Source organism: Niabella pedocola, assembly GCF_021044425.1.
Classification (GTDB): domain Bacteria; phylum Bacteroidota; class Bacteroidia; order Chitinophagales; family Chitinophagaceae; genus Niabella; species Niabella pedocola.
In genome coordinates this window covers 635,728-651,569 of the sequence record NZ_JAJNEC010000004.1, presented here as the reverse complement: position 1 = coordinate 651,569, position 15,842 = coordinate 635,728, and the positions used below count along the sequence as shown (strand labels likewise).

Annotated in this window: 12 protein-coding genes; 8 read left to right on the top strand and 4 right to left on the bottom strand. The window is 48.4% G+C overall.

Going from position 1 to position 15,842, the window contains the following annotated elements; all coding sequences use genetic code 11:
- The 3 genes from LQ567_RS06635 (at window position 1) to LQ567_RS06625 (ending at window position 5,600) form a co-directional block, all read left to right on the top strand.
- Window positions 1–1,272 carry a hypothetical protein gene (locus LQ567_RS06635; protein WP_231003421.1) on the top strand — a complete coding sequence of 424 codons (1,272 nt, stop codon included), beginning with the start codon at window positions 1–3 and terminating at the stop codon, window positions 1,270–1,272.
- A 23-nt stretch (window positions 1,273–1,295) separates the two neighbouring features.
- The gene (locus tag LQ567_RS06630) at window positions 1,296–2,684 is read left to right on the top strand and encodes a hypothetical protein (RefSeq protein ID WP_231003420.1); all 1,389 of its coding nucleotides are present in this window, start codon (window positions 1,296–1,298) and stop codon (window positions 2,682–2,684) included.
- 105 nt (window positions 2,685–2,789) lie between these two features.
- Window positions 2,790–5,600, top strand: a complete 2,811-nt coding sequence (locus LQ567_RS06625; RefSeq protein WP_231003418.1) for a family 78 glycoside hydrolase catalytic domain — start codon at window positions 2,790–2,792, stop codon at window positions 5,598–5,600.
- Between the two features lie 169 nt (window positions 5,601–5,769).
- On the opposite strand, the gene LQ567_RS06620 is transcribed toward LQ567_RS06625, so the two are convergent.
- The gene (locus tag LQ567_RS06620; RefSeq protein ID WP_231003415.1) at window positions 5,770–6,801 is read right to left on the bottom strand and encodes a GntR family transcriptional regulator; all 1,032 of its coding nucleotides are present in this window, start codon (window positions 6,799–6,801) and stop codon (window positions 5,770–5,772) included.
- A 170-nt stretch (window positions 6,802–6,971) separates the two neighbouring features.
- Between LQ567_RS06620 and LQ567_RS06615 the strand changes: the two genes are divergently transcribed.
- From LQ567_RS06615 to LQ567_RS06605, 3 genes are read left to right on the top strand one after another with little or no spacing between them, the layout of a single operon-like run.
- Complete coding sequence (locus tag LQ567_RS06615; protein WP_231003413.1) at window positions 6,972–8,297, top strand: class II aldolase/adducin family protein; 1,326 nt, start codon at window positions 6,972–6,974, stop codon at window positions 8,295–8,297.
- 39 nt (window positions 8,298–8,336) lie between these two features.
- Complete coding sequence (locus LQ567_RS06610) at window positions 8,337–9,311, top strand: sugar phosphate isomerase/epimerase family protein (RefSeq protein ID WP_231003411.1); 975 nt, start codon at window positions 8,337–8,339, stop codon at window positions 9,309–9,311.
- Between the two features lie 2 nt (window positions 9,312–9,313).
- A complete protein-coding gene (locus tag LQ567_RS06605; RefSeq protein ID WP_231003409.1) occupies window positions 9,314–10,729 on the top strand; it encodes an FGGY-family carbohydrate kinase in 1,416 nt (471 codons plus the stop codon).
- Between the two features lie 46 nt (window positions 10,730–10,775).
- On the opposite strand, the gene LQ567_RS06600 is transcribed toward LQ567_RS06605, so the two are convergent.
- Complete coding sequence (locus LQ567_RS06600) at window positions 10,776–12,089, bottom strand: glycoside hydrolase family protein (RefSeq protein WP_231003407.1); 1,314 nt, start codon at window positions 12,087–12,089, stop codon at window positions 10,776–10,778.
- An 808-nt stretch (window positions 12,090–12,897) separates the two neighbouring features.
- Between LQ567_RS06600 and LQ567_RS06595 the strand changes: the two genes are divergently transcribed.
- Complete coding sequence (locus LQ567_RS06595; protein WP_231003405.1) at window positions 12,898–13,344, top strand: SWIB/MDM2 domain-containing protein; 447 nt, start codon at window positions 12,898–12,900, stop codon at window positions 13,342–13,344.
- 185 nt (window positions 13,345–13,529) lie between these two features.
- Here LQ567_RS06595 and LQ567_RS06590 read toward each other — a convergent pair whose 3' ends face one another.
- Both LQ567_RS06590 and LQ567_RS06585 read right to left on the bottom strand, forming a co-directional pair.
- Window positions 13,530–14,885 carry a M20/M25/M40 family metallo-hydrolase gene (locus tag LQ567_RS06590; RefSeq protein WP_231003403.1) on the bottom strand — a complete coding sequence of 452 codons (1,356 nt, stop codon included), beginning with the start codon at window positions 14,883–14,885 and terminating at the stop codon, window positions 13,530–13,532.
- A gap of 185 nt (window positions 14,886–15,070) precedes the next feature.
- Window positions 15,071–15,484 (bottom strand): VOC family protein, encoded by a 414-nt coding sequence (locus LQ567_RS06585; RefSeq protein ID WP_231003402.1) that lies wholly within the window; start codon window positions 15,482–15,484, stop codon window positions 15,071–15,073.
- A 150-nt stretch (window positions 15,485–15,634) separates the two neighbouring features.
- On the opposite strand from LQ567_RS06585, the gene LQ567_RS06580 reads away from it, so the two are divergent.
- Window positions 15,635–15,823 (top strand): hypothetical protein, encoded by a 189-nt coding sequence (locus LQ567_RS06580; RefSeq protein ID WP_231003400.1) that lies wholly within the window; start codon window positions 15,635–15,637, stop codon window positions 15,821–15,823.
- Window positions 15,824–15,842: the final 19 nt, after the last annotated feature.

Here is a 15,842-nt window from a genome sequence, read left to right as displayed (position 1 = left end):
ATGAAGATAAAAAAAATTATAGGGATCGCCATGTGGTTGAGCCTGACTTTTGCCACCCATGCTGCGGTTGTAAAAGATACGCTTCCCCGTCCGTTCTCCATCGGTATTTTTTATGGACCCATGCCGGAAATGATGAACGATGAACAGTTTCGTTGGATCAAAGAGGCAAATGTGGATTTTATCCAGTTTATAGGAGATAGTCTGTTTAATTTTAATAAGGATGCAGCGGTTGCCGAGCGCAGGAACCTGCAGATCCTTGACCTGGCCGCCCGGTACGGGCTGCGTTATTTTGTGCGGGATCCGCGTGTGCGGGGCAGCGAAGCAGCTATTGCGGCAATGGTGCAGGCTTATAAAAAACATCCGGGCCTGGGCGGATATTTTATCGTGGATGAACCGGGTAAGGATGACCTGGATTGGCCGGCCAATGCATATAAAACCATATTGAAATATGACCCGGCAGGGATCCCTTCCGTGAACCTGTTCCCCAGCTTTGTGTATCCCGACTATGAAAAGGCCTATGTAGAGGCCTGGGTGCACAAGGTGGGAAAAGAACAGCTGAAACTGCTTTCCTTTGATCATTACCCGCTGCTGGCAAACGGATCGTTCGGGCCGGCGTATTTTAAAAACCTGGATGTGATCCGGCGTGTGGGTTTACAGTATGGTATCGCAACCTCCATGTACCCGCAATCCATGGGGATTGTACATGCCTACAGGCGGCCCGATAGCAGTGAATTGCGATACAGTGCCTATACCGCATTGGCCTATGGAATCAAAAACCTCGTATGGTTTACCTACAATACACCGGTAGGACAGCCCGTGGAGCGCTTTACGAATGCGATCATTGACAGTATGGGTAACAAGACGGATCTGTATAAACCCTTCCGGCAATTAAACGCAGACCTGAAGCAGCTGGGCAAAACCGTCCGATGGCTGGACGCCATTGAAGTGTATCATTCAGATTCCCTGGATGGCACGGCAGGGCTGCTTATACCGGATCATTTTTTCTGGAAACCGGTGGATAACGGTCAACGTATGATCCTTACACATTTTAAAGATTCGCGCACGAAACAATCCTTTGTGATGGTGGTTAATAAATCGCTGAAAAGCGAGGCGCCTTTTTCGTTTCATGTAGATAAGCGTATAAAAAAAATATACCACGTGTCGGCGCGGGATGGGAAGCAGCATACAACCCGGTATAAGCGGGGATCGGTCTTTACTGATGTATTGCTGCCGGGTGAGGGGAAACTGTATGCTTTAAAGGAGAACCGGTAATGTATCGGAATAAAACAGCAACAATGCGATTCAAAAAAAAAGGATTCCCGGAGGTGTCAGGAATGCAACGCTTCAGCCTGCTCATTTTTACGGCCGCACTCTTGTGGACGCAACCTGTTTGGGCGCAGGAGAAAACGATTATAGAGGTAAAAGACCTGCAGTTTTTAAAAGGGCTTACCCAGGCGGTACTGGATAGCGCACGGGTGCATGCCGGCGAGCCGTTGCCCGTACCGTTCGGGTTTAACAGAACAGGCGGTACGCTCATTCGTCCGGGAGGGAGGGCTACGTATCCGGCCTTCTGGATCAGGGATTATGTAATGAGCCTGGAAACAGGGTTTGTAACCGCGGTTGAGCAAAAGCATATGCTGTTGCTTACGGCAGCCACACAGTGCAATCAAACGCGCATCACCAACGGCGGTGGCATGATCCCTTTTGGAGCTATTGCGGATCATATCCTGGCAGATAACCGGATGCCGGTTTATTTTGCGGGCACCTATGATGTGGAAGAACAGGGAACACATGAATTCGGCTTCTTTCCACCGTATTGTGACCAGTTTTATTTTATCAGGATGGCCAAACACTATATTGCCGCTACCGGTGATTGGGCTGTTTTAAGTAAGGTAGTCAATGGTACAACGCTGGCCGACCGGCTGGAGATCGCTTTCAGGGTGCCTCCGGCGCGTACCGGAACCCATATTGTACATTCGATAGAACCGTACCGTGCCGTTGACTTTGGATTCAGGGATGCCATTCATATTACCGGCGACCTGCTTTATCCTTCATTGCTGAAATATGAGGCCGCCCTGGAGCTTTCAGCGATCTTTAAAAAAAAGGGCAACCCGGAAAAAGCCGCATTGTATAAAACGATCGCAGACAGCCTGAAGTTGGCCATACCCCGAACCTTTACCGATGCCGGCGGCATGTTGCGGGCGTCTACCGGCAAGAGTGCACAAAAAGATGTATGGGGCACAGCCCTGGCCATCTACCTAAACATACTTTCAGGTAAAGCGGCAGAAAAAGCTGCTGCCGTGCTTTCCGGTGCATATGTTGCCGGTACCCTGGCCTATAAAGGGGGTATACGGCATGTGCTTACAACCGATGATTTCAGTTCCGCTACCGCCTGGGAGGGCGCCATACCTGCGGCACCGCTGAACCAGTATCAGAATGGCGCCTATTGGCATACACCCGTAGGCTGGGTTGCCTATGCCCTCTGGCTTGTGGATCCTCAAAATGCCCGGAAGCTGGTAAAAGAATATATTGCGGCATTGAGGGATACGGATTTCCGGAAGGGCAGCGGGTATGCAGGTCCGCTGGAGTGCTTTCATCCGCCATCGTATACCCGTGGGCCGGTATATCTTACTTCCGTGTCCTGTCCCTATATTGTTTTAAACGCGTTGGTCAATAAACGCTGATGTGTAAATGACCACGAACTTCACCCATGAACCTGCATGCTGATCTGAAAACGGCAATACCGGGCAGGGTTATGTTCAGCAGGCCGCCTTTTTAAAAGATAAAAAATGATTTGGTTATTACAATTCCTGGTTCAGACAATCCGTTATCCTTTTTACGATCGCGTTAAAACGATATGCTTTATAACGTTATCAACCGTACTGTCCGGCATATATACGGGCAATGAGCTCGCTGCTCAAACGCTGCATCCCGCCGGGCTCAGATGCGAGTATATGGTAAACCCGCTGGGGATCGATATACCCCGGCCTGCATTAAGCTGGGTATTTACTGCTGATGGCAGGAACCGCCGGCAGTCTGCATATGAATTGATCGTAAGTACAGACAGTATGTACCGGAACCCGAGCTGGCGTTCGGGTAAAGTGTACACATCAAAAAGCAATGCTATCGTTTACAGTGGCAGGCCTTTAAAACCTTTCACCAGGTATTACTGGAAACTGCGGGTTTGGGATCAGGATCATAAACCCGCAGCATGGAGCCGGAACGCCTGGTTTGAGACGGCGGCATTACCCGGTACCACGTGGGATGCTCAATGGATCGGAGCGGGCGGCAGGGCTCCGGATAAGGAGGAAGATTTCTATAAAGACCATCCGGCTCCCGTATTCCGGAAAGCGTTCCGGGTGCAAAAGAAAATTAAAAATGCCCGGTTGTACATAACCGGTTTGGGATATTACGAAGCCTATCTGAACGGACAGAAGATCGGCACTGAAATGCTGGCTCCCGGCTGGACAAGTTTTGACAAAACCGTTTTGTACCGGACGTTCGACCTTACATCGCTGGTTGAACCCGGCACAAATGCCATTGGCGTTATGCTGGGTAATGGCTGGTATAACCCGCTTCCGCTGCGCATGTGGGGCAGTCGTAACCTCAGAGAACGAATAACGGTAGGAGAACCCTGCTTTACGGCAATGATGCGGATCGAATATACCGACGGCTCCAATGAAAACATCCGTACAGATAAAAGCTGGGAAGTGATTGCAGGCCCGGTGATAAGAAATAATGTGTATTTGGGAGAACATTACGATGCAAGAAGGGAAATAAAGGAATGGCAGGGCAATGACGGTGTTTGGGCGCAATCCAAACCGGCGGTTTTAGTGCGCGGATCGTTAGGCAAACTTACAGCACAGCTGCAGCCGGGTGTTGAAGTAACCCGGGTTATAAAGCCGGTGAAAATCACAGAAATTAAGCCGGGGCTGTTTATAGCAGACATGGGACAAAATTTTGCAGGTGTGGTGCGTGTGCGATTGAAGGCCGCTGCCGGTACCAAAATAACGTTCAGGTACGGTGAAGATGTATATAAGGATGGCAGTTTGAACGGGATGACGTCCGTTGCGGGGCAGGTAAAAAACGGCAACGGCGGAGCCGGTGCGCCGCAGGTGGCATGGCAGGAAGATAGTTATACAGCTGCCGGAAAAGGTGTGGAAATATGGACCCCGCGTTTTACGTTTCACGGATTCCGCTATGTAGAAATAAAGGGCTGGCCCGGAGTGCCCCGGCCATCGGATATAGAAGGGCTGCGAATGAATGCAGCGATGGAAGAAACGGGGAGCTTTCAGTGCTCCAATACCATGTTTAACCGGTTGGCTGAAAATATCCGGTGGACCTTTCTGAGTAATGTATTTAGTGTGCAATCCGATTGCCCGGCAAGGGAAAAATATGGTTATGGAGGCGATATGTTTTGTTCGGCGGACGCCTTTAATTTCAATTTTGATATGGGCAATTTTTACAAAAAAGTGTTGCAGGATCATGAAGACGATCAACGGCCATTGGGTGGTATTACCGAAACGGCGCCTTATGTGGGCATTGCTGATGCCAGTCCGGGTGATCAATCAGGTCCCCTCGGATTTCAGTTAGGCTTCCCGTATACGATTAAACAGGTATATGATTTTTACGGAGACGACCGGGTAATACGGAAACACTATGCGGCGCTTACCCGCCAGATCCGGTTTTTAACGGATAGCGCCAAACAGCATCTCTATGATGTTGAGCTAAGCGATCATGAGTCGCTTGATGAAAAGCCGGTAGCATTCACCGCATCCTGTTTTTATTTACACCATGTGCAGCTGATGAGCGAATTTGCCGGCATCCTGGGTAAAACGGAAGATGTGAAAAAGTACCGGCAGTTAGCCAATTCCATCCGGGAAGCGATCGTTAAAAAATTCTACAATCCGCAAACAGGTGTTTTTGACAATGGCACCCAGTCTGCACAGTTCTTTGGTTTATGGAATAACTTACCGGGTGAGGCAGACAGAGCGAAAGCCGTGGAGGTAATGCAAAACGCCGTGGCAAAAAAAGGGAATCATTTATCTACCGGGATCTTCGGTACAAAAATGCTTTTTGATGTGCTGCGCGTAAACAATCGGAATGATCTGGCCTATACCATCGCCGATCAGCGCGATTTTCCGGGCTGGGGCCATATGATTGAAGGAGGTGCAACCACGCTTTGGGAAACCTGGAAGTATTCGGATAATACCTATTCTCAAAATCACCCCATGTTCGGTTCGGTGAGCGAATGGTTTTACCGTTCTTTGTTGGGTATTAATGCGGCCGCACCGGGTTTTGAAAAGATCCGCATCAAACCTCAGCCGGCAGGTAACCTTACCTATGCCAGCGGTACCTACCGCTCTGTGGCGGGAGCCATTCAAAGCAGCTGGAAGAAGGAGGGTAGCAGTTATCAGCTGTCCGTTACCATACCGCCCAATACCAGCGCGGAAATATGGATCCCTGCTGTTGCCGGGGCATCCGTTACAGAATCCGGTAAGGATATCCGGTTGGTAAAAGAAATCCGGGTGCTGTCGGTTACACCGGAATATACCGTTGTTCAGGTGGGATCCGGTGATTACCGCTTTGTTTCCCGTTGAGTGGATGCCGGTTGCCGGTACGCTGTGCGGGCAATGGCGCTCGCCACAGATCTTGCAGGAACGGCCGGCGATGCAGGTTTCCTGCTGCGGTTGCAAAGACGGGTTGTTGATAAACATGCTGGTCATCCCGCCATTGTCATTCCGCATTGCAAAGGGATATTATTGCCCGCTATAACGAAGGCCGTAGCGTTAGTTTGAACGGTACTTTTTGCCGTTCCGTAGAACCCGAAAGAATGGCTTGAGCCGTCAGGATACCCATTTCATAAAAATCAGAAGAGATCGTTGTAATGCCATCCAGGATCACCCGCTTAAACGGTGTTTCATTATAAGAAATGATGCCCACCTGTGTTCCGATCTTCAGGGAGGTCGGCTGTATTTTTTCAATAAGGGTAACAAGGTCTTCCTCAATCATATTAATATACACTTCCCCCTGCTTGATCGGTTCATTTTCGATATTGTTGATAATGCGGTATGAAAAAGCATTGTCCTGGCAAAAATGTGCAAAGCCTTTTTTTATTTCCCTGGGATAGTAGCTGTTATCCGGGAAGATCAGTTTGATGGTATGGTATTTTACCAGGTGTTCCAGGGCCGCCGTCAGTGCATGGTATATATCGTTTTCATAATCGATATATACGGCACCGTAAGGTCCCTTTACCTCAGGCAATAATTTATCCAGCAGGATGAGTTTTTCTTTGGGGATCATATCGATGATCTCATAAGCCCGCTCACCGCTGTCAATAAAATGCGGAATGATCACATAATGTGTATAGGGATCTTTATTTCCGGAAAGCAGATTTTTGAATAAGTGGAAATCATTATTGTAAATATAAAAATCGATGGCTGCATTATCGTCAAGCGCGTGCACCAATGCATCATAGACCTGCTTTTTGGGCGTACTCAGCTTGTTAAAAAGCAGAAACAGTTTCAGGGGACGCCGGAACTCGGTGTTTTCAATAAAGTAACCCCTCCGCGGAACGGCTTTAATAACGCCTAGCTGGCGCAGTTGTTTATATCCCCGTTCCACGGTGTCCCGGGCAATATCCAGTTCAATGCTGAGCTCATTGATCGAGGGCATATTGTCGCCGGCCCTGATCGTACCTTTTTCAATTTCTCTTAAAACGGCATTTACGATCTGCAGGTATTTTGAGGTACTCGAATAAGGGTTTACCTGGATGAGGTCCAATAATGTTTCTTTTTTCATTGGCAATAACGAATGCGTTAACAACAACCAAAGTAGGTCTAAAAAATGAATATAAGAAACAAAAAAAACGTTCTTTAAAATAAAATCCGGTTTCGGGTCAAGGCAGGATAGGAATGCTGACGGGTATGTTTAAGTTTGTTGTGTTTCGGATTTTTTAGAATCATTCTTTTATGAAAAGCTTGCTGAATACTACAACGATGCACCCTCGAGACCAGATTGCTTTGATCATGTTACGGATCTACGACCGGGTGCTCACCACTACCTCGGGGGGAAATATATCCATCATTGATGAGGAAGAAAATATATGGATCACACCGGCGGGGGTTGATAAGGGATTATTAAAACCGTCTGATATTGTTTGTGTAAAAAAAGACGGAACCATCGTTGGCGCGCATAAGCCTTCATCAGAGTACCCGTTTCACCGGGCCATTTATAAAAGGCGCCCGGATATAAAATCAGTGATACACGCGCATCCACCGGGGATTGTGGCGTTCAGTATCGTACGAAAAGTACCGGATACCCGTGTGCTGCCGCAGGTGCACGCACGTTGCGGGTCCATCGGGTACGCAGCTTACGCAATGCCGGGAACGGAGGCGCTCGGGGAAAATATTGCGGATGAATTTGCGAAGGGTGTTTCCGTGGTGATTATGGAAAATCATGGAACGGTTATCGGAGGCGCCGATATTTCCGATGCCTACCTGAAATTTGAGTTGATAGAGGTGACCGCAAAATCGATGCTTTATGGCAGCCGGATCGGAACCGCACATTCCCTCACCGAAGGTTGCATTGAAAAACATTTGTTGCGGTTTAAACCCGGCTTACAGGAAGAAATACCGGTACAACCCTTTTCAACCAACAGCCGGGAAAAACGAACCGCCCTGCATAAAATTATTAACCGGGCTTGCCGCCAGGGATTGATGTTAGGCGCATACGGGTCAATATCTACCCGGTCTGAAGGAAACGATTTTATTATTACGCCGGATGGCCTGTCCAAATGGGACCTTATGCCCGGAGACCTGGTACAGATCCGGGATGGAAAAAAAGAAAAGGGAAAAACACCCGACAAAACCGTATTGCTGCATCAAGCAATTTATGAGCGTTACCCAGATATCAATGCCATCATCATGACACAGCCCACGTACCTGACCTCCTTTGCCATCACCGGTGCCCATTTCAATGTGCGCACCATACCGGAAACCTGGATCTATCTCCAGGATGTGCAAACAGGGGAACTGGGATGCCTGTTTTCCGAAGATGGTGTACCGCAACCGGTAATGCCCGAGGAAGCTCCTGTAATGATTATTAAAAACGAAGGCGTGGTGGTTACCGGCAACAAACTTTTGCAGGCATTTGATTATCTGGAAGTGGCCGAATTCAGTGCAAAATCATTAATATTGTCGGCATCGCTGGGAGACATGATCCCGATAGAAGATCATGAGATTGATGCGTTGGGTAAAGTGATGAGCCGCTGGAAAAACTATGAATGGAAAATATAAGATACTGCAATATGCAATCACCGAATAGAACGAGTTGTTATGAGCTATAAATATGCCATTATACTGGGGAACCTGGGAAATACACGCGACCGCTTTTGCCAGGGATATAAACAGAACCCCAGCTCAGAAGAGATGTTAAAGTTGGCGTTGGACCGAATGCCGCAGATCCAGGGTATTGAATTGGTAGGCAGCTGGGACATCCGGCCGGATAATGTATCCGACATGAAAAAACGGCTGGATGATGCGGGCGTGGCCTGCGCCAGTATCATACCGGATACGTTTGGAAACCCGCTTTTTGGAAAAGGAAGCCTTACAAGCATCGATGCCTACGTACGCCAGGCTGCACTGGATTATCTGCGGCAAATGAGTGAAGTGGCACAGGCCATGGATTGTGGCATCGTAAACCTGTGGCTGGGCCAGGATGGATATGATTATTTGCTGGCAACCGACTACGACCAGGAGCGGAGCTGGCTTACAGAAGCTACCCGGGCTCTTGCAAGCGAGTTTCCGGAAATAAGGTATGCCCTGGAATACAAGCCGAAAGAGCCGCGCAATTTTTCGTATCATGCGCGTATGGCCGATACCATATTGGCCGCAAAAGAAACAGGTTGCTCCAATGTAGGCATTACCATCGATACGGGACATAGCTTTTATGCCGGGGAGAATGTGGCGGAGGCAGTGGTATTGGCCAAACGCGCCGGCAACCTGCTTTACCATATGCACTTTAATGATAACCATGGCAGCTGGGATGACGATATGATCGTAAGCAGTGTACATTTTACCACATATATTGAACTGTTGTTCTGGTTAAAGAAAACAGGTTACGACGGCTGGATCTCCATGGACCAGTATCCCTACCGCGAAGATGCGGTGGATGCAATTGCAGAAAGTATATGGTGGGTAAAGAAATATGAACAGATCGTAGCGGATCATTATAGCGAAATAGACGCGCTCATCCGGGAAAATGATGCGGTGAAAACCTCGCGGTTTTTACGAGGGCTGATATATGGATAACCATGCAAACAAAAATACCTGTTACCGCTGTTTTTGATATCGGAAAGACCCATAAAAAATTATTGGTCTTTGATGAACGGTACCATATCGTAATGGAAGAGATCGTTGTTTTTGATGAAATAACGGACGACGATGGATTCCCCTGCGAAGACCTGGATGTGCTTGTGCACTGGATGATGACGCATTTTCAGCAGTTAAAGGCCTCCCCGGTTTACCAGTTAAGGGCCGTCAACTTTACTACTTACGGAGCTTCGCTGGTATACATAGATGCAACAGGTAAACGGGTGGCGCCATTGTATAATTACCGGAAATCGTACCCCGATGACCTGCTAAAGACCTTCAGGGAGTACACGGGCAACGCCGCATTTGTACAGGACACCTGTTCACCATTAATGGGGCATTTAAATGCCGGGATGCAGTTGTTCTGGTTTAAAAACCGGAAGCCTCATTTATACGCGCAGGTAGCAAAAGTGCTGCATTTTCCCCAGTACCTGAGTTTTTTGCTTACCGGCCGTAAAGTGGCTGAAATGACCCAGGTTGGCTGCCACTCTGCAATGTGGGATTTCCATAAGCAACAATATCATACCTGGTTGAACGCAGAAGGTTTGTTGGATAAATTATGTACCCTTACACCGGGGGATACGGCTATGCCGGTACAGAATGAGCTAACCGGTGAATGGATCGTAATTGGTACTGGACTTCACGACAGCTCCGCGGCGATGATCCCTTATCTGCAATGTTTTACAGAACCGTTTATGATCCTGTCTACGGGTACCTGGTCCATCAGTCTGAATCCTTTTAACAGCCGGCTGCCGGATGCTGAAGCATTGGCAAACGGGGGGCTTAGCTATCTCACCTACCAGGGTAAGCCCGTAAGGGTGTCGATGTTATTTGCAGGCAATGATCATGAACAACAGGTACAGCGTATCGCACACCATTTTCAGATACCTGCTGATTTTTACAAAACCGTCGATGCTGATCCCGTACTCTTGGATCAGTGCTGGAAGGAAGAAGCCGGAGGTGGAGCAATCCTTGGCTATTCCGGTGCTACCACACCCTGTATATTCGGGCAGCGGGCGTTAGGGGCCTTTAAAACACCCGGGACCGCTTATCACCGGCTGATGCTGGATATGGCGCTGCAGCAAGGGGCTTCTTCCCGGCAGGTATTAACAGACGGGCAGGTCCGCCGTATCTATGTAGACGGAGGATTCAGCAACAACCTCCTCTTTATGACATTGCTGGCGCGGATCTTTCCGCAACAGGAGGTCTTGGCCGCTGCTATGAACCAGGGTACGGCATTGGGAGCGGCCCTGGTGTTGCACCGGCATTGGAACCGGCTACCGGTTCCTTCTTCGCTCATCCGGTTAAAGAAGATCCCGGGTCAGAAAGCAGGAGCGGGACCCGCAGCTGTCATCTGATAAAGGAAGCGTGTTGGATATTGTACGGGGCTTTTTTGTAACAGGGTTACGGCGCTTCGGTCTTTACCAGGTTTACTTCTTTGATACGCTGGCTTTCCGCCTGGGTTTGTCCCTGGTAGGTGATGGCGGCTGCTGCTTTTGAGCCGGTATAAACGCCATTCATAAATACACAATCGGCAACCGGTGATTTTACCTCGATCAGGTTCAACCCGTCACCCGTAATATTGGATACATAAATATGGTGGATCTTATGCGCCATGGCGGGTACGCCATATCCCAGATTCCCGAGCAGGATCGTATAAGGACTGCCATTATAGGGGGGCGGAATCTCCGGGTCTGTAATACTGGTGACGCCGTTGATGAAAATATGATGGATGCCCGCGCTGTCACTGGCCCGCAGGGCTACCCCCGTATAGTTCGTTTTTATATTCGTGATATAGATCTGCTCGATGTCGTCCGAGGCACCCTGGTGTTGGGTAGAAGTAACCTGGTACGAATTGATATTGCCGTTTGAATGATACGCGGTACCCAGATCAAGGGCCGATAACGCGATGCAGTCATCGCCATTGATACCGGTTATATTTGTGATCTGGAAATATTTGCATCCCTCCCTCAGGTTAATGGCATCGTTATTATACGTGGCAACTTTTTCGCCCCTGATCCACCGGAACTGCGGTGTAAAAAATACCAGGTCCGAAAGCGCCGCATGATGCACCCGTTCGAAGGTCACTGCCCAGGAATGCGCATATTCAAAGCGGACGTTCCGGAGTTTAAACCCATCCACATAAGCCATTAGGATCATGAAATTCCGCCAGTCAGACAACTGTTTTCTTCCGGGCATTCCGGCATCACTTCCATAGCTGATGCGCCCTTTACTATGATTGGCATCATAGGCCGACACGAGTTTTCGCAATCCGTCGCCGGTGGCCCGTGGATTGTCGGCTCCTTTTAAGATAACATTGCCGATACCAATCAGTGCAATATTTTTATTCCATACGGGATTTGCAATACCAACGCCTACATTATCGCTTCGGAAGAGGTTATCGCGACAGCTATCCGATAACTGGAGTACACAATTGTCCAGCAGAATAGTCATGTCAGATGGCAGCAAGATGGCCTTATCGATTTTCCAGATCATCGTGCCATTTGAATTGAACGCAGGAATGGTGACTGTTTTTGCATGCGTTTTTGCCTTGTCAACCGCTTTTTGTATCCGTTCGGTATCTGTTCCTTTAAAATCATTGGGCGTAATGGGCCATGCTGCATGGGCGGCAGGTAACGACAGCAACCAGAAAGCTGCAGTACTGAATAAGGTTCGGATCTTTCCGTATCTGATGTTGAAGCTGCTAAAAAAAATCATGACGAAGTATGTGCAAGCCGCGCAACCGGCAATGCGGTTGTTTTAAAATTGGTTGATGGAGCCGGGCCCCGGAAATAATACGTTACCTGGCGCCGCCCTTTCCGGAGTACAGCAAACCGTATATAGCGTGGGGGCGTACAGCGGATGATTTGGCAACCGGATCGTTTTTTATATGCCGGTAAAGATATAAAAGGTTGGCGAAATGGTGATCGTTATCGCTTACTATCCGGCTTTTAAGATAGGGCTGATCAAAGGCCGGTTTCTATAACTGTTTTTCTGCCCTCAATTTTTGGGATGTTCCGGTATGTATCAACAATCGGATGTTGTTTCAGATGCTGAAATGAGCAGGGCCGGTGAGAAGCGGCTTTAGCCGGCTTTGATGTATACTGGGTAAGCGGCGTTTTAAGCAAACCCTTTTCCAGTAGTAGAGGGCAGCAGGAACCGGGCGATTCCTTCGGTCTACGGGCATGTCTTTATCGTTTTGAAGTTCATTAACTATTTTATTATCATGTCTTTATGTTCTTTTTCTGGAAATACCGACGGGTTTATAAAGTGGCTTGCCTTGTTTGCATTGATGGCCGCGGCAGTCACCCGTTGTTATTGGCTGCCTGGGCTACCCTGGCGACAGATGCTCCGGGCGCAGCTGATCCCTGGCGGAAGAGGGCAACAGATCGTCAATGGCCAACAAGGCGGGAGCATAATATAACAAGGGCATAAAATGAAAACGAGCCGGATATGTTTTGTTTTTTAATCGATGTTTTAGCTAACTTTATACGATAATTCCAATTTTAAACTTTAACCCATTATCATGGCAACAGCGAAAAAAACCACTGCAAAAAAGGCAGCACCCAAAAAAGCAGCCGCAAAAAAGGCCGCTCCTAAAAAAGCTACAAAGGCACCCGTAAAAAAAGCCGCTCCTAAAAAAGCCGCCGTTAAGAAAGCGGCACCCAAAAAAGCAGCAGCAAAAAAAGCTGCTCCAAAGAAAGCCGCTCCAAAGAAAAAAAGAAAAATAAACCCGGCCCTGTTACAGCCCCTTACACCCAGTCCGGCTTTAGCAGCCGTAATTGGTAATAAAGCGGCTTCCCGCCCGGATATCATCAAAAAAATATGGGCATATATTAAAAAGCAGGGATTACAGGATAGCACCAATAAAAGGATGATCAACGCCGACGATAAATTGAAAACCTTGTTTAGCGGCAAATCCCAGGTGTCTATGTTCGACCTGGCCAAGATCGTAAGCGCGAATGTGAAATAATATTCCGCGCAGTTCAGAAAAAGCTGTATCAAAAATGATCCTTCCGGTAGTAATGAAGGATGTATATTTTGATACAGCTTTTTTATGTTTGTACCCTTGCCGCTTTTATCGGCCATGCAGGTGGCAACCGGATAAAGCAGGCCAGGTAATAGGACGCTGTTGAAACAAATCTGCTTGCAACTGGTTTACCGGGATGAAGGAAGCCCCGGTAATGCCGGCAAACTTTCATTACCGGCTGCGCTTACCGATTGGATCGCGAAAAAGTAGTTGTCTTTTGAATACGGAACGGTGATGGTAGTGGCCGCTGTGAAGATTTTCTTCTCCCATTGCGGGCTGCTGGTTTCCCGCATCAGCAGGTAGTAACCGGCACAGGCTCCGGTGGCAGGGGGCGTCCATTGAATGGTGGTAGCATTTTCCAGTCCCTTGGTAATGTAAGTTACATGTTGCGGTACCGCCGGCGCCTTGGCGAGGTTGGCCAGTGTTACAAGGTTTAGTGCCGTATTCTTTCTCAGGTATTCAAAGTCCATAAATTCGGGAAGATCGCCATAGCGGATACCGTGTTCCGTACGGAGGTCCTGGTGCTGATGTTCAAAATTTTCATTCATTTCCGTAACCCGTACGGCGGTATATCCTTTTTCAACAAAGGGACTATGATCTCCATTGCGCAGGAAACGATCGTTGCGGTAAACCAGCTTTACGGTCATATGATCTACATAGCGTTCGCCTACTTCCTTAAAATAACGGGCCAGCTGCCGGGGAGCGCCGTCGTTTTCCAAACCCAGGGAGCGGATCTTTGCAACATCATCCCGGTTGGCGTTTAATGGGATGCCTTCGCTGAAAATGCGTACCTGGGTATTATTGATGATATGGGTTTCATTGCTGTGATTACTCCCCACAATATCGTTGTTGAGTAAGGCTTCCAGTTGCCAGTTTTTTGTTTTTACCTGGTCTGCCAGGAAACGGGCCCCCAGCAATCCCTGCTCCTCTCCGGAGGTAGCCACAAAAACAACCGTTACCGGAAAGGATTGCTGACGCATCACCCGTGCGCATTCCATCACAGCGGCTACACCGCTGCCGTCGTCGTTGGCGCCGGGTGCAATACCTGTACGATCCATTACATCGCTGCGCCGGCTGTCGAGGTGCCCGGTGATCATCAGCACCCGCCGGTCGAGCGGATCGGTTCCCTTTAAAACCGCAACCACATTGCCCAGGATAAAGGGTTTATCTACTCTTTTGCCATCGGGCGCATAAGTAATGGTATCTATAAACGACGAAAGCCTGCCGCCGGAACCGGGTTCAAATTGCCGGAATTTGTGAAGTACCCATTGCTGTGCGGCGCCGATGCCCTCGCCCCGGCTGTTTTGAGTGCTCAGCGTATGTCTTGTCTTAAAGCGAACCAGGGCATCAATATAGGATCGTAAGGAATCGGCCGAAACCGCAGCCGTCATTTTTTCAATAACAGGATCCTTGCGGATCACCAGCTGCGCATTGGCAAACGGAGCAAGTGCGGCCATCAGCAACGCCATAAAGTACTTCTTCATATTTGCAGATTATAGCTCAAAAATAATAAAAGCGGATGGCGGAATCAAACGTATCCCAGGTATCCAGGCCCCTGGCCCCGGGGGCAGTTGAAATGGCGCCGGCTGGAACCAAAGGCCCCCCAATAGGAATGCGGGGCAAGACCGGCATCCGGGAGCGGATGATCCGCACTTTTATAGCATCCGTTTTATCCCTGATGTTCCGGAACGCCGTTGGGATTCATCCATACAAGTTCCCAATGGTGGCCATCCAGGTCTTCAAAGCTGTGCTGGTACATAAAGCCATGGTCCGTTGCCGGGTTTGGTATCGTGGCACCTGCCGCCACTGCTTTATCCACCATTTCGTCAACAGCTTCTTTGCTATCGGCAGACAGGGCAATAGAGCATTCTATGGCCTTGTGGGCGTCTGCGATTTCTTTTTTTGTAAAGGTTTGAAAAAAAGGTACGGTTAACAGCATTACGAAGATGGTATCGCTGATGATCATACAGGTTGCTTTTTCATCGGTAAATTGGGGATTGAACGTATAACCAAGTTTGGTAAAGAACGCTACCGACCTGTTGAGATCTTTAACCGGCAGGTTTAAAAAAATTTGTGTTGCCATAATATTTCCTGATTTTGTTTATTCAAAAGTACTGGAATAGCGCCTCTGTACCCATATGCGAAAACGACAAATTAAGCGGTAGTTTGCGTAGATCATTTTTTGTAATGGATCCGGAGCGGTGTGCCAAAGAATGGATTGTATGCCGTTGGCATGAGCACAGGTCTTTTTAATACGTCGAATAAGGATCTATATGATAGTAATGAGCAGCCGCAGGAATTGAGTGGTACTGAAAGTGGCCAGTATGATTATGCCACGAGGTTCGATGGTCTGGTAAAAAAGCTTTTTGATACTTTTACCAAAGGTATGCATCCGATTTCATCGTCTGTACGGCTGGTTTGATCAATAATGCAAGAAAGTA